Consider the following 18,832-nt stretch of genomic DNA (forward strand, 5'->3'; position numbering starts at 1 on the left):
GTCTCCAAGGCGATGACCGATGCCGCCAAGGCCGGCCGCAAGGCCGTGCTGATGCAGATCACCCGCGACGACTCGAATCGCTTCGTGGCGCTGCCGGTCGGCAAGGGCTGATCTTTAGGATCTCAACTTTTCCCTGCGGCGGTATCAACACCCCCGAGCCGCCGCCGGGAAAACATGGGGCCGAGCACGTAAGTCAGTCACCGTGTTTTGCTCCTGGCGGCAGCGGGTTTCCCATCACCCGCTGCCGCTTTAACTTGAAAGCAAGAAGATATGGCTGCCCCTCAATCTTCCAGTGAAATCGCGTATAACGGTCCCATGAAGATTCTCGTCATGGAAGACGATCGCGAGGCGGCGGACTACTTGCAGAAAGCCTTTGCCGAAGCGGGCCACACTGCCCATGTCGCTGGCGACGGCGAGACCGGCTTCGCGCTCGCCGATGCCGGCGACTATGACGTGATGGTGGTCGACCGCCTGATGCCGCGCCGTGACGGCCTGTCGGTGATCGCCGCCCTTCGCTCGCGCGGCAACACCACGCCGGTGCTGATCCTGTCGGCGCTGGGCGAGGTCGACGACCGCGTCACGGGCTTGCGGGCCGGCGGCGACGATTATCTCACCAAGCCCTACGCCTTTTCCGAATTGCTCGCCCGCGTCGAGGTGCTGAACCGCCGCGCCAGCGCGCGCGAGTCCGAGACCGTTTACCGCGTTGGCGATCTCGAGCTCGACCGGCTGTCGCATTCGGTCAAGCGCGCCGGCCGTGAGATCACGCTGCAGCCGCGCGAGTTCCGCCTGCTCGAATATCTGATGCGCCATGCCGGCCAGGTGGTCACGCGCACCATGCTTCTGGAAAATGTCTGGGACTATCATTTCGACCCGCAGACCAACGTCATCGATGTCCATGTCTCGCGCCTGCGCGGCAAGATCGAGAAAGGTTTCAACAAGCCGATCCTGCACACGATCCGCGGCGCCGGCTACATGCTGAAAGGCGGCTAGGGAGCAAGATGGCTCTTTCCCTGCCGGCCATCATGAAGACGACGGCCGCCCGGCTTTCGGCGCTTTATCTTCTGCTTTTTGCGCTCTGCGCGGTGCTGCTCGTCCTCTACATGACGTCGCTGTCGGCGCGCATGCTGACCGCGCAGACGCAGGAGACCATCAACGACGAGGTGCTGGGCCTGGCCCGCGCCTATCAGCGCGGCGGCCTGCCGGTGCTGGTGCGCGTCGTCGAAGCCCGCTCGCGCCAGCCCGGCGCCAATCTCTATCTGATCGCTGATGCCAATGGCCAGATCCTGACCGGCAATGTCCAGAGCCTGGAGCCGGGGGTGATCGAGACCGAGGGCTGGACGACGCAGCCCTTTTCCTACCAGCGCTTCGGCGAGGGCGAGCTCGACCGGATGCGTAGTGGGGCGACCGACCAGCCGGCGCCCCAGGCCGGCGACAGCGGCAACACTCCCCAATCCCAGGGAGAAAAGGGCCACAACGCCATCGCGCTGGTGCTTAGGCTGCCCAACCAGATGATCATGCTGGTCGGTCGCGACCTCGGCGAGCCGGAGCGCTTCCGCGCCGTCATCAGCCGTGCGCTGACGCTGGCGCTGGGCATGATGGGGCTCGGTGGCATCCTGATCTGGTTCTTTGTCGGGCGCGCGGCGCTGAAGCGCATCGACAGCGTCTCGGACGCCAGCCGCCGCATCATGGGCGGCGATTTGTCCGGACGGCTGCCGGTCACCGGCGCCGGCGACGAATTCGACCGTCTGTCCGAAAACCTCAACGCGATGCTGGCCAGGATCGCCATGCTGAACGAGGGGCTGAAGCAGGTCTCCGACAACATTGCCCACGATCTGAAGACGCCGCTGACCAGACTGCGCAACCGCGCCGAGGCGACGCTCGCCGGCAGGCACAAGACCGAGGATTACCGCCAGGCGCTGGAAGGCACGATCGCGGAATCCGACCAGCTGATCAAGACGTTCAACGCCATCCTGATGATCTCGCGCCTCGAGGCCGGCTATTCCTCGGAACAGACAGGTCCCGTCGATCTCGCCGCCACGGTAAGCGACGTCGTCGAGCTCTACGAGCCGGTGGCGGAGGAAGCGGGCGTCGCGCTGGAGGCGACCGTACCCGAGGCCTTGACGATCAACGGCAACCGCGAGCTGATCGGTCAGGCGCTGTCCAACATCGTCGACAATGCCATCAAATATTCGACCGATGCCGCCGAGGCGCCGAAAGTGCGTGTGGCGTTGGAGCGCGCCGGAAGCGAAATCAAGCTTACCGTCACCGACAATGGCCACGGCATTCCCGACGACGCCGATCGAGCCCGCGCCACCGAGCGTTTCGTGCGCCTGGAAAAGAGCCGCTCGCAGCCGGGCTCGGGCCTTGGCCTCAGCCTGGCCAAGGCAATCATGACTTTCCACAACGGAAGGCTTGATCTTTTACCCGCCGATCCCGGATTGTCCGTGGTCATGAGTTTCCCGCAGCGGGAGACGCACTGATGGCGCGGATGAATGGCGAAGAAGAAAATCGAATCCGAGTTGCGGCTTAGCCCGAGACTGGCGCTCCAGCCTCTGGACGCGGACCATGCCCGGCGCGAATTGTCGGAAATCGCCGATGCCGCCGAGGAAGCGGAGCTTTCCCGTCTCGCTGCCTTTCTGGCAGGCGAGGGGCCGTTGCAGGACCTGCTGGCGGCCGTCTTCGATCTGTCGCCCTTCCTGCGCGATGTGGCGCGCCGGCGGCCGGCAATCCTCGAGACGCTGTTCGACGGGACGGTCGAAGCGCGACTCGCCGCCATCGGCGCGGCGATCGGCAGCGCGGCCATGGCGGACGATGCCTCGGAATCCGGCCTGATGATGGCGCTGCGGCAATGGAAGACCGAAGCCCATTTCCTGATCGCGCTGGCTGATCTTTCGGGCGAGGCGGAGACCGCGGTAACGGTGCGCCGCCTCAGCGATCTCGCGGACGCCTGTACAAACGCCGCGGTCGATTTCCTGCTGCTCGACGCGCACCGCCAAGGCAAGCTCAAGCTGCCGAATCCGGCGGAACCGGCCAAGGATTCTGGCTGGATCCTGCTCGGCATGGGCAAGCTCGGCGCGCATGAGCTGAATTTTTCCTCCGACATTGACCTCGTCGTCTTCTTCGACCCAGAGGCGCCGGCCGTCATCGATCCGCTCGACGCGACCGAGCTGTTCTCCAGGCTCACCCGCCGGCTCGTACCCATCCTGCAGGACCGCACCGAGCATGGCTATGTCTTCCGCACCGATCTGAGGCTGCGCCCCGATCCCGGTTCGACGCCGCTGGCGATTCCCGTCGAGGCTGCGCTTCGCTACTACGAGGCGCGCGGCCAGAACTGGGAGCGGGCGGCCATGATCAAGGCGCGGCCGGTTGCCGGCGACCTTGCTGCCGGCGCGGCCTTCCTCAAGGAGTTGCTGCCCTATGTCTGGCGCAAATACATGGACTATGCTGCGATCGCCGACGTTCACTCGATCAAGCGCCAGATCCATGCCCACAAGGGGCATGGCGAGATCGCCGTGAAGGGCCATAACGTCAAGCTCGGCCGTGGCGGCATCCGCGAGATCGAGTTCTTCGTCCAGACCCAACAGCTCATCGCCGGCGGCCGCTTCCCGGAACTGCGCGGCCGCGAGACGGTGCCGATGCTCGCAACGCTCGCCGCGCGCGGCTGGATCACCGCCGACGCGCGCGATGCGCTCACCCGCCAATACTGGTTCCTGCGTCGCGTCGAGCACGCCATCCAGATGGTGGCGGACGAGCAGACGCATATCCTGCCGGAAGAAGACGAGGAACTGAAACGCATCGCGCTGATGCTGGGCTTTGCCGGCGAGGCCGACTTCACGCAGGCCTTCCGTGCCTCGCTGCAGCAGGTCGAGCGCCATTATGCGGCGCTGTTCGAGACGGCGCCCGAGCTTTCGGCCGGCATTGGCAATCTGGTCTTCACCGGCGATGTCGACGATCCCGACACGCTGCAGACGCTGCATGGCCTGGGCTTCCACCGGCCGAGCGATATCTGCCGCGTCATCCGCGGCTGGCATTTCGGACGCTATCGCGTCACGCAGTCGGCCGAAGCGCGCGAGCGGCTGACCGAACTGACGCCGGCGCTGCTCAAAGCATTCGGCCAGACGCGGCGCGCCGACGAGGCGCTGATGCGCTTCGACGAGTTCCTCGCCGGCCTGCCGGCCGGTATCCAGCTTTTTTCGCTGCTGCAGTCGAATCCGGCGCTGCTCAAGCTGATGGCGACGATCATGGGCGCTGCGCCGCGGCTGGCGGCCATCATCACGCGCCGCCCGCACGTCTTCGACGGGCTGCTCGATCCGGCTCTGCTCACCGAATTGCCTGACCGCGCCTATCTCTCGGCGCGGCTTGCGGCATTCATCGAAGGCGACCGCGCCTATGAGGATGTGCTGGATCGGCTGCGCATCTTCGCTTCCGAGCAGAAATTCCTGATCGGCGTGCGCCTGCTTGCCGGCTCGATCGATCCCGCGCGCGCCGGCCGCGCCTTCTCCGATCTCGCCGACCTCACCATAGAGGCCGCACTTCAAGCGGTGATCGCCGAATTCGCGCTGCGCCATGGCAGGATCGCCGGCGGCAGGGTGGCGCTGCTCGGCATGGGCAAGCTCGGCAGCCGCGAACTCACCGCGGGCTCGGACGTCGATCTCATCCTGCTCTACGACCATAATGACGCCGAGGACTCCGACGGCGAGAAGCCGCTGGCGCCTTCGCATTACTACACTCGCATGACGCAGCGTCTGATCGCCGCCGTCTCGGCGCCGACCGCCGAAGGCGTGCTCTACGAGTTGGACCTGCGCCTGCGCCCCTCCGGCAACAAGGGGCCGGTCGCCACCCATATCGACTCATTCAAGAAATATCAGCGCCAGGATGCCTGGACCTGGGAGCACATGGCGCTGGCACGGGCCCGCGCCATCGGCGGCGACGCCGAGCTCTGCGCCGAGCTAGAGATGGAAGTGGCGGCGGTGCTGGCGCAGCCGCGCGATGCCGCCAAGGTGAAAGCAGAAGCCGCGCACATGCGGGCGCTGATCGAAAAGGAGAAGCAGCCACGCGACCTCTGGGACATCAAGCTGATCCCCGGCGGGCTCATCGATCTCGAATTCATCGCCCAGGTCGCTGTCATCACAGGCAATGTCGAGGCCGGCCGCCGGGTCACCGCGACGGCCGACATTCTGGCGCGGCTAGCCCCCGTTTTCGCGGGCGGCGATGTCCGTGAAGAGCTTGGCGAGGCCTACCGGCTCTATCTGGCGCTGACCCAGATGATCAGGCTTTGCCTCACCGGCGAGTTCCAGCGCGACGATGTCCCGCCAGGACTTTCGGACCTGCTTCTTGCGGTCACCGACCTGCCGGATTTCGCTGTGCTGGAGGCGCATCTCAAGGAGACGTCGCGGAAGGTCAGGCTGGACTTCGACCAACTGCTTCGCGCGGGCGCGCAGAGACGCGAGCCGGGTTACTCGGAGCGTTGAACCTGGCGGAGCTTGCGCCGCGCATGCGCCTGCAGGATCCGATCGCGCAAATGGGCGTAGAAGTGAGGCGGTAGCATGCCGTAGTGGAAGCGGGCAGGACCGCTTCCCGGGATGGGCCGGAGATCGGGACCCGGCCACAGGAAATCATTGGTTTCGCTCACCAAAACCCAGGACCGCATGTCGTCGAGCTCAAGATGCGCCTTGAGCGGCGCCGGCAGTTCCATCGCATCGGCCGGGTCTACCGGAGGTGTATGAGTGATTGGAACGACCGTCACGACTTCGCGACCTTCCACGATCCGGCGCGCCGCAACGATGGCGCAGGGCCTGTTCTTGCGACCCTCTTCGAGGCCCTGCCTGTCCTCATCCGACCACAGGTAGGAATAGGAAATCACCAGGCCGGGAACAGGCTTGGGCAGGCTCACGGCGTCCAGTCTTTGAGCATCTGGTCCAGTTCGTCATGCTGGGAAGGGACCGCGCTCTCGGCAATGGCTTTCAACGTCTCGTCATCGAGTTCCTCGACGGGCCGGGCAACCCGTCCCTTGACCAGCACGTCGAACATCGCGGCTGAAAGAAGCACCGTGTGGGTTCGGCCATTCTTCGTAATCGCGACCGGCGCCCGCTGCGCGGCGTCCTGGAAGCGGCCGACATTCTGCTGGAATTCCGTTGATGTCACGCGCATGGAAAGTCACCTCTTATCCAAAATAGATAAAGTAGATAACTTTTTCAAGTTTGCTCGGGCAGCTGAGGATTTGCTTGATCAGGCCGCCGCCTTCACCATCGGCGGCGCTTTCTTCAGCGGAATGCGCACCGACACGATCGTGCCGACGCCTTCGGTCGAGCGGATCTTCAGCGCGCCGCCCTGCAGCTCGGCCAGTGAGCGCGAGATCGCGAGCCCGAGGCCCGAGCCGGTGTGGTTCTTGGAGAACTGGTTCTGGACCTGCTCGAAGGGCCGGCCGAGCTTGCTCAACGCCTCCTTGGGGATGCCGCAGCCATTGTCCTCGATGGTAAGCAGCAGCGCGCCCGACGTGTTGCGCGCCCTGACCGTGATCTTGCCGCCCTGTCCGGTGAATTTCACCGCGTTGGAAAGAAGGTTGATGGCGATCTGCTTGATGGCGCGGCGATCGGCGTAGACGCGCATCGCGTCGGCGATGCGCGTCTCGACATTGATCGACTTCTCCGCCGCCTGCAGCGAGATCACCCGCACGGTCTCCTTGATCAGCGGGCAGAGGTCGATCTCCTCGCGGTCGAGCGAGAACTGGCCGGCCTCGATCTTCGACATGTCGAGGATGTCGTTGATGACGCCGAGCAGATATTTGCCGCTGCCGTTGATGTCGGTTGCGTATTCCTCGTAGCGCTCCGAGCCGAGCGGCCCGAACAGACCCTGCTGCATCAATTCGGAGAAGCCGATGATGGCGTTGAGCGGCGTGCGCAGCTCATGCGACATATTGGCCAGGAACTCCGACTTGGCGCGGTTGGCCGCCTCCGCGCGCTCCGTTTCCTTCATGTATTTGCGGTTGAGCTCCACCAGTTCGCTGGCGCGTTCCTCTTCGGCGCGACGGGCGAGGCTGAGATCGTGGATCGTCGCCATCAGCCGGCGCTCGCTGTCGACCAGCTTTTCCTGGTGCAGCTTGATCTGGGTGATGTCGGAGCCGACCGAGACGATGCCGCCGTCGCGGGTCCTCAGCTCGTTGACCTGCAGCCAGCGGCCATCCGCGAGCTGGCGCTCGAAGCTGACGCCTCCCTGCGGCCCGTTGGCGTTGGCGAGCCTGCGCTCCGAGGCGAAGGCCAGCATCCGCTCCTCCACCGCGTCGCGGAGAATGCCGGGCACGACGTCGCGGTCCGACAGGCCGTTGTCCTTCTGGAACTTCGAATTGCACATGATCAGCCGCTCGGCGGCATCCCACAGCACGAAGGATTCATTGATGTTCTCGATCGCGGTCCTGAGCCGCATGTCCGCTGCTTCCGAACGCAGCGCCAGATGCCGCTGCTCGGTGACGTCGACGGCAATGCCGATCAGCTGGATCTCCGGCGCTTCCGGATCGATCACCTGGGCGCGAGCCCGCATCCACACCCACTGTCCGTCGGCGTGGCGCATGCGGAAGACCTGGTCGATATGATCGATCTCGCGCTCAATGATGCGGTTGGCAAGCTCGAACAGATCGCCGTCGTCGGGGTGGATGATCTCGTCGACTTCGCCGAAGGAAAGCATCGTGTCGCAGGGCTCGTAGCCCAGCATGTCGTACATCGAGCGCGACCAGTACATCTTGCCGCGCACCATGTCCCAGTCCCACAGGCCGCAACGGCCGCGCACCAGCGCCATGTCGATGCGCTGATGCGCCTCGAGATAGATGCGGTCCGCAGCCTGGGCGCGCGCCGCCTGGCCGAAATAGGCGTAGAGGATGACGATCAGCACGCCCGCCGTCAGCACGAACAATGTGACGTTGAGCGACATCGACTTGCGCCAGCTTTCGAACACCGCTTCCTGCGGCACCAGCACGGCGGCCGCGTGTTTGCGATCGCCGCTGAGGCTGACGGCGGCCAACCAGTCCTGTCCTGAGATGCTGACATCCATCACGCCGGCACGGTCGCCGAACATGAACAGCGGCTGGCCGCCCAGGACCAAACTGTCCAGCGTGCGGCCCTGCCAGCCCGTCGACAGCGGCGAGACGGCGATGACCTTGAAGCTGGCGTCGGTGATGGCGAGCACATGGGCGCGGCTCATGGCGCCCTGGCGGCTGGTGTTTTCCAGGAGGCTTACCGCGTTGGCGCCGGCCACTGTTGGGTCGGCGGTGATGGCCTGCGCCATCTGGCCGGCGCCCAGCGCCAGCACGGCCTTGGCGTCGCGCTCGATCTCGTCATGCTCGTTCATCAGCGACAGGAAGCGCAGCGCGGCGATGACGATCAGGAAGATGATGATCAGAGCCGGGATCGAACGGCGCAGAAAGGGCTCGGCGGCCAAGAGCCGCTGATAGGCAGGTTCGGCGATCAGGCGCGTATTTCCGGCAAGCCCATCGCTCCTTGCCTTGCGACGCGCAAAAGCCTTCCCTCCGGGCGCGCCCCACGCGTCCGCCTTGGCCATAAATGGCACTCCCCGATCTGCCGTATCTACTGGATGATCCGGTTACGCCGCACGCCCCGAATCGTCAGTAAAGAATCAAAGGTGATTCGCGTTGTCCAGAGGGCCGGGCGAAAAAGATTAAAAGTTGATTGAAATTTCTCCTTTTCCCTTCTCCCACCAGGGGAGAAGGCAGAGAGCGCTAAGCCAGTGTCCGCTCCACGATATCGCGCAGATCCGCCGACAGGTTCTCGACCTTGGCCATGTCGAGCAGCGCCTGCTTGGCCCTGGCCTGGCGTCCGGGCTCCAGCGAGCGCCAGGACCTGAGCGCCGTCGCCAGCCGCGCCGCCACTTGCGGGTTGCGCTTTTCCATTTCCAGCACCGTCTCGGCGAACAGGTGGTAGCCTTCGCCGTCGGCGCGGTGGAAGCCGGTCTGGTTGGCGCTGGAGAAGGTGCCGATCAGGGAACGCACCCGGTTCGGGTTGGCGATCGAGAAGGCCGGATGCCGCATCAACTCGCGCACCTTGTCGACGGTCTTCGCGCCCGGCACACCGGCCTGGATCTGGAACCATTTGTCAAGCACCAGCGCGTCGCTTCGATAGCGCGCCTCGAAGGCTGCCAGCGCCTCTTCGGCCTCGGCCCGGCCTGGATGGCGATGCGCCAATACGGCAAGCGCCGCGGCGCGGTCTGTCATGTTGGTGGCGGCGTTGAAGTGCCGCGCGGCAAGGGTGGCGCCTTCCGGCAGCAGCGACAGATAATCGAGCAGGATGTTGCGGAGCGCCCTGCGCCCTGCGCTCGCCGCGTCCGGGCTGAACGGACCCTTGTCGGCAAGGCTGTCATAGAGCGCCGAAAAGGCGTCGCTGTTTGCCTCGGCGATCGTCCGCGCCAGCGCCCCGCGCGCGGCAAAGATGGCGTCGGGGTCGATGCCCTTGCCGATGTCGCGGGCAATGTCGGATTCGCCGGGCAGCGACAGCGCCAGCGCCCGGTAGGCCGGCTCGAGCGCCTCGTCACCGGCGATCCTGCCGGCAAGCTCGGCGAGCTTTGGCGCGAAGACCGGCTGCTTGCCGCCGAGGATCTGGCGGAAAGCCGCGATCAGGGCATCGGTCAAAAGCATGTTGAACGCCTGCCAGCGCGAGAAGGCGTCGCTGTCATGCGCGGCGAGGAAGAACTGGTCGTCCGCCTTCTGCTGCACCGAAAGCGTGATCGGCGCCGAGAAGCCGCGGTTGAGCGACACCACGGGCCGCTCGGCGACACCGGTGAAGCGCACCGTGTGCCGGCGCTTGCGGATATGGATGACGCCGTCATCCACCGCCGCGCCCTCGACGGCCGCCCAGGTGACGGGCTTGCCGTCGGCGCCGACAAGTCCGAACGCAAGGGGAATATGCATCAGCCGCTTCCGGCTTTCCGAGGGCGTCGGCGGCACCGATTGCTCGATCTCCAGCGTGAACTCCCTGGCCGCTGCATTGTGGGATGAACTCACCGTCAGGTTCGGCGTGCCGGCCTGGTGATACCAGAGCGCGAATTGCGCGAGGTCGCGGCCCGAGACGTCCTCGAAGACTTTCAAGAAGTCTTCGATCGTCGCGGCTTCGCCGTCATGCCGCTCGAAATAGAGGTCCATGCCGGCACGGAAGGTCTCCGGCCCGAGGATGGTGCGGATCATGCGCACCACTTCCGAGCCCTTCTCGTAGACGGTCGCCGTGTAGAAGTTGTTGATCTCGCGGTAACGGCGCGGCCTGACCGGATGCGCCAGCGGCCCCTGGTCTTCCGGGAACTGGTGCGCGCGCAGCGTGCGTACTTCCGCGATGCGCCTCACAGCCCGCGAACGCTGGTCGGCCGAGAATTCGTGGTCGCGGTAAACCGTCAGCCCTTCCTTCAGGCAGAGCTGGAACCAGTCGCGGCAAGTGATTCTGTTGCCTGTCCAATTGTGGAAATATTCGTGCGCGATGATCGCCTCGATATTGGCGAAGTCGGCGTCCGTCGCGGTCTCCTCGTCGGCCAGCACATATTTGTCGTTGAAGACGTTGAGGCCCTTGTTCTCCATCGCCCCCATGTTGAAGTCCGACACGGCGACGATATTGAAGACGTCGAGGTCGTATTCGCGGCCGAAGGCGTCCTCGTCCCATTTCATCGAGCGCTTCAGCGCGTCCATCGCATAGCCGGCAAGCCGCTCCTTGCCGGGCTCGACATAGATGCCGAGCTCGACCTCGCGGCCGGACATGGTGGTGAAGCAGTCCGCCACCTTGCCGAGCGCTCCCGCCACCAACGCAAAGAGATAGGAGGGCTTGGGGAAGGGGTCGTGCCAGACCGCGTAGTGCCTGCCGTTGGCGAGCGTGCCGCGTCCGACGGGATTGCCGTTGGAGAGCAGGAGCGGCGCCTCGTTGTGTGGGGCTTCGATGCGCACGGTGTAGACCGAGAGGATATCGGGCCGGTCGAGGAAATAGGTGATGCGGCGAAAGCCTTCAGCCTCGCACTGCGTGCAATAGACATTGTTGGAGCGATAGAGGCCCATCAGCGCCTCGTTGCGCGACGGCGCGATCTCCGTCTCCAGACGAAGCTCAAAGCGCTGTGCCGCCGGCGGCTTCAGGATCGTCAGCCGGTCCGGCGTCGCCTCATAATCGCCGGCCTGCAGCGCCTGCCCGTCTATCGCCGCGCCAAGCAGCGTCAGCCCGTCCCCGTCGAGCACCAGCGGCGCTGAGGCGGCGACGCCCTCGCGCCGCTCTATGGTGAGCAGCGCGGTGACATGGGTGGCTTCCGGCGACAGGCGGAAGTCGAGGCTGGTCCTCGGGATGAGATAGTCGCTGGGGCGATAGTCTTCGAGCTTGAAGACATGGCCGGTATCGGTGCGCATTCCTTGGGCTTTTCCTGTCGATTTCGGGCGGAGGGCCAGCGTGGCTGGTCCAAGAATTTTGAGGTGCGCGCTCTTTACACGAAACGGCCACTCGACAAAACTGCGGCATAGGTTGTGTTTCGCAATTCCGGACGGAAAACCGTTACGCACTTTCCTGGAATTGCTCTTGGCCTATTTCACGGCTTCGTTCTCCGACCATCACCACGAGGCAAGATGACCGTCGATCATGCCGTCGGCCACAGCGCGCTGCGCGGCATCACTCTGAAGATCGTCTCGGTGACGGTTTTCGTCGGCATGCAGACCTGCATCAAGGCGGCCGGCGACGTGCCCGCCGGGCAGATCGTCTTCTTCCGCTCCTTCTTCGCCATCTTCCCGATCATCGCCTTCCTGGCTTTCAAGGGCGAGCTCGCCACCGCCTTCACGACCAGGCGCCCGTTCAACCACATCGCGCGCGGCCTGGTCGGTGTCGGCGCCATGGGGCTCGGCTTCTTTGCGCTGACCAGGCTGCCGCTTCCCGAGGCGATCACGCTGAACTATGCGCAGCCGCTGCTGGTCGTGGTGTTCTCCTCGGTTTTCCTCGGCGAGACGATCCGCGTCTATCGCTGGAGCGCGGTCGCGGTCGGTCTTGCCGGCGTATTGATCATCTCCTGGCCGGAACTGACGCTGCTCAATTCCGGCGCGGGCCTCGACGACCAGGAGGTGCTGGGCGTCATGGCCGCGCTGATCGCCGCGGCGACCTCGGCCGTTGCCATGCTTCTGGTGCGCAATCTCGTGCAGACGGAGAAGACGGCGACCATCGTGCTGTGGTTCTCCTCGACGGCTTCGGTGCTGTCGCTCTTTACGCTGCCCTTCGGCTGGCAGGCACTGACGCTGATGCAGGCGGCACTGCTTGTTTTCGCCGGTTTTTGCGGCGGACTCGGCCAGATCCTGATGACGGCGGCCTATCGCCACGCCGAAGCCTCGGTCGTGGCGCCCTTCGAATACACCTCGATGATTTTGGGCGTCGTCGTCGGCTATTTCGTCTTCGGCGACGTGACCTCGTTCAACACGCTGATCGGCGGCATGGTCGTGGTCGCCGCGGGCATTTTTATCATCTGGCGCGAGCGGCAGCTCGGCCTGGAGCGCACGCGCACCAGGACGGCCGCGCCGCCGCAGGGGTAAGGCTACGAGGCTGACACTCGCTCTTTCGCCAGCCGCACTAGCACGGCGCGGGTCTGCTCATCGGCGGGGAAAAAGGATTCGATCGCCAGTTCCGACAGCGTGACATCGAGCGGTGTGCCGAACACGGTGATCGTGCTGATGAAGGAGAGCACCTGATCGCCATGCGCCAGCCTGAGCGGGTGCACGATGCCGCTCGGCTCGACCGGTGCCGGACGTCCGCTCTTCAAGCCGGACGGATAGGCGCGCAATTCGCGTTCGAGCTCGATCAGCACCGGATCGCCGGTGGCGTCGTTCTGCTGCTTCAGTCGCTCCAGAAGATGCGCGCGCCATTCCGCCAGATTAACGATACGGGGCGCGACACCGCCTGGATGCAGGCTGAGCCGCAGCACATTGACCGGTGACTGGAGCAGGGACGGCTCGGAAATATCGGAGAGGAATGGGGCGATCGCGGCATTCGCGGAAACGAGGTTCCAGTGCCGGTCCACTGCCAGCGCCGGAAAGGGCTCGTGGCCCTTGAGCACAGTCTCGACGGCGGCCATCGCCGGCGCTAACGTGGCGTCGGTCAGTGGTCTCTCGCTGAAGCTCGGCGCGAAGCCCGCCGCGAGCAGCAACTGGTTGCGTTGCCTGAGCGGGATCGACAGCTGCTCGGCCAGATGCAGCACCATCTCCCGCGACGGCTGGGCGCGGCCGCTCTCGACGAACGAGAGATGCCGTTGCGAGATATCGGCCTCCATGGCGAGATCGAGCTGGCTCATGCGGCGACGCGTGCGCCATTCGCGGATGAGGCTGCCGGCGGACGGTTCGGATGTGGTCATGGACGGATGAGTAGGGCGGCGGGCGGCGCAATTCAATTACCTGGGAGGTTATAGCTCCCTTCTTCCAAGAAAGGTGAGGGCGCCTTATCCCAACGCCCGCAACTTCGCCTTGACCTCGAGAAAATCCCGCCAGGCCAGCTTCTTGTGCGCCGGCGTCCGCAAGAGATAGGCCGGATGCAGTGTCGGCATCGCAGGAATGGCAATTCCGGACGCCGTCATGTGCACCCGCCAGTTGCCGCGCAGTCGCAGAATGCCTTCGGTCGTGTTGAGCAGCGTCTTGGCCGACGGGCCGCCGAGATTGACCAGCACTTTTGGATTGACCAGCTCGATCTGCCTTTCGATGAAGGGACGGCAGATTTCGGTCTCGTGCGGCGTCGGCGTGCGGTTGCCCGGTGGGCGCCATGGGATGACGTTGGCGATATAGGCGGAGTTGCGGTCGAGGCCGATCGCCGCCAGCATGCGGTCGAGCAGCCGGCCGGACCGGCCGACGAAAGGCAAGCCTTCGAGGTCCTCGTCCCGTCCCGGCGCCTCGCCGACCAGCATCAGGTCGGCGTTGGGATTGCCGTCCGCGAACACCAGGTTCTTGGCGGTGAATTTGAGGTTGCAGCCATCGAAGGTGGCCATGAGTTGGCGCAGCTCGTCCAGCGTCGAAGCGCTCGCGGCAAGCTGCCGCGCCAGCAGGGCCTGTGCCTCGTCGGGAACGGCCGCGGCCGCCGGCATCCGGGTGGGTGCGTCCGGAATATTGCTGGCGTCGAGGCCGGATAAGGGAGCTGGCGGGTTCTCAACGCGTTCCGGAACCTGGTCTGGTGCCGTTCGGCTTTCGGGCCTGGTTTCGCGTAGTGGCGCTGCCGGCGCCCGCTCGGCAGGCCTGCGTTCGGCCGGCCCCCGTCCAACTGGCATTGCCGCCGCTTCGGCGAACCGGTTGATCGGCGCGTCCTGGAGCGCGTCGTCGACGCCGGCGCTGGCATAGAAGGCGAGCAGTTCTGCGATCTCGGCTGGTGTGCTGGGGGAGGCGGCAGTCATGGCGCCACCATCGTCCGCGCGGCGAGGTTTTGCAACCGTGGAGAGATCAGCCGGTTGGAATCCTTGGATCCTGCACGATGTAAAACGTCCAGCGCGGCGTGTAGTCGGTGACCAGGAAATCGAAGGTCGCCGTCTTCAGCGGGTCGATTTTGCCGTTTTTGAACAGCAGCCGGTCATAGGGTTCGAACCGGCGGTCGAAATCCGCGAAATTGCTCGACCAGATGTTGTCGGGCGTCTTGTTGCGCTGGTCGAAGGACAGGCCGTCGCCGAACACGCTGGGTTGGTCAAGAATCTCCTGCAACTCGAACTGGAACTCCACCCAGGGGAGCGCGCTGTTGTTGAGCACGTCGATGCGCATATACATCACGCCGTTGGCGACCTCGCCAGCCTTGCCGAAGGGCTCGATCGGCTTGGTCGCGCGGATGGTCAGCGTCACCGGCGTGGCCGTGTTCAGCTCCTCCTTGATGACCAGCGGGTCTTCCTTGGTGCCGATGCCGGAGGCTCCGGTGATGCGGAAGCCGCCCAGCTCGTCGGAGAAGGAATAGGCGCCCGTCGCCCACACCTTCACCGGATCGGCCTCAGCCGGCACGCTCAAAAAGAGGAGCGGAAGAACCGCGCGCCAGGCCGCGCCTGGCGTGAAGAGTAAGCGCTTAGATGGAAAGCCGGGCGGCTCTGGACTGCGCATGGCGCCAAGTATTGCCGATAACCAAGCCGTCGAACAATTAAAAACATTCCGGGGCCGCCTGGTCTGCCAACCAATTGGCGCTGGCCTATGCTTGGCCATGGCCTGTGCTGCTGCCTTTTCGTAGGAAACCGCGACTTTTTGTCGAAATCGGCGTTGTCACGTCCGCGCCGGTTTCGCGTCGCGAATTGATGCGCTATGCAGCGCATGAGCCAGCACAATGCGAGAATGCGGCAAGCTATAGAGGGGCCGATGAGCGAAATCGAACGCGAAAGCATGGAATTCGACGTGGTGATCGTCGGCGCCGGTCCCGCCGGCCTTGCCGCGGCGATCCGTCTGAAGCAAGTCAATCCGGACCTCTCGGTGGTCGTCCTGGAGAAGGGCGGCGAGGTCGGCGCGCATATCCTCTCCGGTGCGGTCGTCGACCCGATCGGCATCGACCGGCTGCTGCCCGGCTGGCGCGAGGAAGAGGGTCATCCGTTCAAGACGCCTGTCACGGCGGACCATTTCCTGGTGCTTGGCCCGGCCGGTTCGTTCCGCCTGCCCAACTTCCTGATGCCGCCGCTGATGAACAATCACGGCAATTACATCGTGTCGCTCGGCAATGTCTGCCGCTGGCTGGCGGCCAAGGCCGAAGCGCTGGGCGTCGAGATCTATCCGGGCTTCGCCGCCGCAAGCCTCGTCTACAACGATGCCGGCGCCGTCACCGGCGTCATCACCGGCGACATGGGCGTCGAGAAGGACGGCACGCATGGCCCGGCCTACGCGCCCGGCATGGCGCTGATGGGCAAATATGTGCTGATCGGCGAGGGCGCGCGGGGCTCCTTGGCCAAGCAGCTCATCGCCAAATACCAGCTTGCCGATGGCCGCGAGCCCGGCAAGTTCGGCATCGGCCTCAAGGAACTCTGGCAGGTCAAGCCGGAGAACCACAAGCCGGGCCTGGTGCAGCACTCCTTCGGCTGGCCGCTCGACATGAAGACCGGCGGCGGCTCCTTCCTCTACCATCTCGAGGACAACCAGGTGGCGGTCGGCTTCGTCGTCCACCTGAACTACAAGAACCCCTATCTCTCGCCCTTCGAGGAGTTCCAGCGTTTCAAGACGCATCCGGCGATCGCCGGCACCTTCGAAGGCGCCAAGCGCATCGGCTATGGCGCGCGCGCCATCACCGAGGGCGGCTGGCAGTCCGTGCCGAAGCTGTCTTTCCCGGGCGGCGTGCTGATGGGCTGTGCGGCCGGCTTCGTCAACGTGCCGCGCATCAAGGGCTCGCACAATGCGGTGCTGTCCGGCATGCTGGCGGCCGAGCATGTGGCCGAGGCGATCGCCGGCGGGCGCGCCAATGACGAGCTTGCGTCCTACGAAGAAGCCTGGCGCGGCAGCGACATCGGCAAGGACCTGAAAAAGGTGCGCAACGTCAAGCCGCTGTGGTCGCGCTTCGGCACCATCGTCGGCGTCGGCATCGGCGGGCTCGACATGTGGCTGAACACGCTGTTCGGCTTCTCGCCCTTCGGCACCATGAAGCACGGCAAGGCAGACTATGCGACGCTCGAGCCGGCATCCAAGCATCAGAAGATCGCCTATCCGAAGCCGGACGGCGTGTTGACCTTCGACCGTCTCTCCTCGGTGTTCCTCTCCAACACCAACCATGAGGAAAACGAGCCGGTGCATCTGATCGTCGGCGACATGGCGCTGCAGCAGCGTTCCGAGCACGATGTCTTCGCAGGCCCGTCGACCCGCTATTGCCCGGCCGGCGTCTATGAATGGGTGGACAAGGACGGCAACGCCGCCGCCGATCCGTCGGCCAAGGACGTGCGCTTCGTCATCAACGCGCAGAACTGCGTCCACTGCAAGACATGCGACATCAAGGATCCGAACCAGAACATCAACTGGGTGCCGCCACAAGGCGGCGAAGGCCCGGTCTACCAAGGCATGTGAGCCGTTCCGACCGGGCCGTCTCGACCGCCGCTCCAACAAAGCCGGCGAGGGTCCGGTCTACCAGGGCATGTGAGCCGCTCCTCCGATCGGCAACCATCCGCGGTTCCGGTCGGCTGGGTTCCTTACGCTTGAAATTGCAGCTTGCTTATAGTTCCTTCTCTGCGGATAAGGAGCAAATGGGCCATGCGCCTGGCGGTTCTTACATGTCTCATCATGGTTGGTGGCCTGTGCGGCGGTGCCCCGCAGGCCCTGGCCGGCACCAAGGTGCTGGTCACGACGCGCAGCTATGACATCGCCGGTGCGACAGGCGCCGCGCTGGTCGAAGCGATGAACCGCAAAGGTCCCAAGCACGGCTTCATGACCCGCGCCATCGCCGACACCAGCTACATCGTGAACTGGAAGCTCGACGTGGGCCGCGCCGACGGGATCTGCAGGTTGCGGGGCGCCGACGGAACGATGGAACTCACCTACACTTTTCCTCGCCTGGCTTCGCCGCCGAAACCCGAGCTCGAGCGGCGCTGGCGGCGCTTTCTCGCCGGCGTCCACGCCCACGAGCACCAGCACGGCCGCATCGCCAAGGCCATGATGCGCGCCACCGATAAGTCCATTGCCGGCCTTAAGCTGGCCGACAACTGGTTCTGCACTGCCACCCATCGCGAGGCCAGGCGCCGGATCGACGCCGTCTACACGCAATATGAAGCGAAACAGAACGCCTTCGATGCGCGCGAGCATCGCGACGGCGGCCATGTCGACCGGCTGGTCAATGCATTGATGGGGAAGAACTGAAGCTTCGGCCCATTCGCTTAAGAGACGAAGTGTCAGCCCTGCGGTTTGTCCGGCGCCTCATTCGCCGCCAGCGCCGACTTATGCTCGTCCTCGGGCGGGTCGCTGGCGGGTGGCAGCGTGAATTCGATCAGCACCGGCAGATGGTCGGAGCCGGTATCCTCCAGCCGGGCCGACGACAGGATCGTCACCCCGCCCTTGCTGAACACCTGGTCGATCGGCAGGCCCGCGTAGCGGCGCAGGAAGTCAGGCAGCGTGCGGTGGATCCAGGTCGGGCCGGCCGAGGGCATCAGCGTCATGCCGCTGAGCCGCGCCACCCGTCGCACCGCCGCGCTCCACGGCACGGCATTGCAATCGCCGGCCATGATGGCGGTCTCGCCGAGTCCGGCCAGCGGTTCGGCCAGCTCGCCGATCTGCCACGACTGTTCCTTCGGCCACGGCCAGCTGAGATGGATCGCGGCGACGTCGACGGGGACGCCGTTGAAGTCGACGGTGGCGGTCGCCATCGCGCCGCGCGGCTCGCAACGCGGCGCGGTGCCGGCGGCGAAGGGACGGCGCGACAGCAGCGCGACGCCGAATATGCCGTTGGGGTAGTCGCAAAGGATGCGATAGGGATAGGCGCTGGCAATATAGCCGAGCTCCTTCGACCACATCCCCGACACTTCATCGAGCGTGATGACGTCCGGATTGGTCCGGCCGATCAGCGACAGCACCTTCTTCGGCGTCGGATTGTTGAAGCGCAGGTTCATCTGCAGCAGGCTGTAGACCATCCGGTCTGCCGGCTTCGCGAGCGCCTGCTGCGTCGACAATTTGGGCAGCGCGCTAGTCGTCGTGGCGAAGCAGCCGATGGTGAAGACCAGCGCCGCGACGGCCTGCAGCCGGTGGGGACCGGCAAGCAGCGCCAGCGCGAGCAGCACCGTCAGCACGCTCAGATGCATGCGGAAATGCGAGAAGGAATCGAAGGCCGGATGCAGCGCGCCGAAGAACCCGGCCAGCAGCGCGGCCGAGCATGCCATCATCGCCAGGAATGTCAGCTGAGCCATCATGCTCAAGCGCGCGCCG

At 65.0% G+C, this 18,832-nt stretch carries 14 protein-coding genes; 6 read left to right on the forward strand and 8 right to left on the reverse strand.

Annotated features, from left to right (window positions below):
- The first annotated feature begins 315 nt into the window (after positions 1 to 315).
- From FJW06_RS23710 to FJW06_RS23720, 3 genes are read left to right on the forward strand one after another with little or no spacing between them, the layout of a single operon-like run.
- Positions 316 to 990, forward strand: coding sequence for a response regulator transcription factor (locus FJW06_RS23710; protein ID WP_140755057.1), 675 nt, complete (start codon positions 316 to 318; stop codon positions 988 to 990).
- Positions 991 to 998: 8 nt separating this feature from the next.
- Complete coding sequence (locus FJW06_RS23715) at positions 999 to 2,480, forward strand: HAMP domain-containing sensor histidine kinase (RefSeq protein ID WP_140755059.1); 1,482 nt, start codon at positions 999 to 1,001, stop codon at positions 2,478 to 2,480.
- Positions 2,481 to 2,492: 12 nt separating this feature from the next.
- On the forward strand, positions 2,493 to 5,471 hold the full coding sequence (locus FJW06_RS23720) for a bifunctional [glutamine synthetase] adenylyltransferase/[glutamine synthetase]-adenylyl-L-tyrosine phosphorylase (protein WP_140755061.1): 2,979 nt from the start codon (positions 2,493 to 2,495) through the stop codon (positions 5,469 to 5,471).
- Here FJW06_RS23720 and FJW06_RS23725 read toward each other — a convergent pair.
- The 4 genes from FJW06_RS23725 to pepN form a co-directional block, all read right to left on the reverse strand.
- A complete protein-coding gene (locus tag FJW06_RS23725) occupies positions 5,456 to 5,893 on the reverse strand; it encodes a type II toxin-antitoxin system PemK/MazF family toxin (RefSeq protein ID WP_140755063.1) in 438 nt (145 codons plus the stop codon). The genes FJW06_RS23720 and FJW06_RS23725 overlap by 16 nt on opposite strands.
- Positions 5,890 to 6,150, reverse strand: coding sequence for a type II toxin-antitoxin system prevent-host-death family antitoxin (locus FJW06_RS23730; RefSeq protein ID WP_140755065.1), 261 nt, complete (start codon positions 6,148 to 6,150; stop codon positions 5,890 to 5,892). The genes FJW06_RS23725 and FJW06_RS23730 overlap by 4 nt, the downstream gene beginning before the upstream one ends.
- 78 nt (positions 6,151 to 6,228) lie before the next feature.
- Positions 6,229 to 8,550 carry a PAS domain-containing sensor histidine kinase gene (locus tag FJW06_RS23735; protein ID WP_140755067.1) on the reverse strand — a complete coding sequence of 774 codons (2,322 nt, stop codon included), beginning with the start codon at positions 8,548 to 8,550 and terminating at the stop codon, positions 6,229 to 6,231.
- 178 nt (positions 8,551 to 8,728) lie between these two features.
- A complete protein-coding gene (gene pepN / locus FJW06_RS23740) occupies positions 8,729 to 11,374 on the reverse strand; it encodes an aminopeptidase N (protein WP_140755069.1) in 2,646 nt (881 codons plus the stop codon).
- Between the two features lie 213 nt (positions 11,375 to 11,587).
- Between pepN and FJW06_RS23745 the strand changes: the two genes are divergently transcribed.
- Positions 11,588 to 12,535 (forward strand): DMT family transporter, encoded by a 948-nt coding sequence (locus FJW06_RS23745; protein WP_140755071.1) that lies wholly within the window; start codon positions 11,588 to 11,590, stop codon positions 12,533 to 12,535.
- 2 nt (positions 12,536 to 12,537) lie between these two features.
- Here FJW06_RS23745 and FJW06_RS23750 read toward each other — a convergent pair whose 3' ends face one another.
- The 3 genes from FJW06_RS23750 to FJW06_RS23760 all read right to left on the reverse strand — a co-directional run bounded on the left by FJW06_RS23750 (position 12,538) and on the right by FJW06_RS23760 (position 15,058).
- Entirely contained in the window at positions 12,538 to 13,350 is an 813-nt protein-coding gene (locus FJW06_RS23750; RefSeq protein WP_140755073.1) for a helix-turn-helix transcriptional regulator, read from the reverse strand.
- Between the two features lie 84 nt (positions 13,351 to 13,434).
- Entirely contained in the window at positions 13,435 to 14,373 is a 939-nt protein-coding gene (locus FJW06_RS23755; RefSeq protein WP_140755075.1) for a uracil-DNA glycosylase, read from the reverse strand.
- Positions 14,374 to 14,419: 46 nt separating this feature from the next.
- Complete coding sequence (locus FJW06_RS23760; RefSeq protein ID WP_140755077.1) at positions 14,420 to 15,058, reverse strand: hypothetical protein; 639 nt, start codon at positions 15,056 to 15,058, stop codon at positions 14,420 to 14,422.
- 249 nt (positions 15,059 to 15,307) lie between these two features.
- Between FJW06_RS23760 and FJW06_RS23765 the strand changes: the two genes are divergently transcribed.
- Together FJW06_RS23765 and FJW06_RS23770 are read left to right on the forward strand one after the other, a co-directional pair.
- The gene (locus FJW06_RS23765) at positions 15,308 to 16,987 is read left to right on the forward strand and encodes an electron transfer flavoprotein-ubiquinone oxidoreductase (protein WP_140755079.1); all 1,680 of its coding nucleotides are present in this window, start codon (positions 15,308 to 15,310) and stop codon (positions 16,985 to 16,987) included.
- Positions 16,988 to 17,170: 183 nt separating this feature from the next.
- Positions 17,171 to 17,773 carry a DUF922 domain-containing protein gene (locus FJW06_RS23770; protein ID WP_140755081.1) on the forward strand — a complete coding sequence of 201 codons (603 nt, stop codon included), beginning with the start codon at positions 17,171 to 17,173 and terminating at the stop codon, positions 17,771 to 17,773.
- A 32-nt stretch (positions 17,774 to 17,805) separates the two neighbouring features.
- On the opposite strand, the gene FJW06_RS23775 is transcribed toward FJW06_RS23770, so the two are convergent.
- Positions 17,806 to 18,816, reverse strand: coding sequence for an endonuclease/exonuclease/phosphatase family protein (locus tag FJW06_RS23775; RefSeq protein WP_140755191.1), 1,011 nt, complete (start codon positions 18,814 to 18,816; stop codon positions 17,806 to 17,808).
- Positions 18,817 to 18,832: the final 16 nt, after the last annotated feature.

Origin of the sequence: Mesorhizobium sp. B4-1-3 (assembly GCF_006439355.1) — a bacterium.
Classification (GTDB): domain Bacteria; phylum Pseudomonadota; class Alphaproteobacteria; order Rhizobiales; family Rhizobiaceae; genus Mesorhizobium.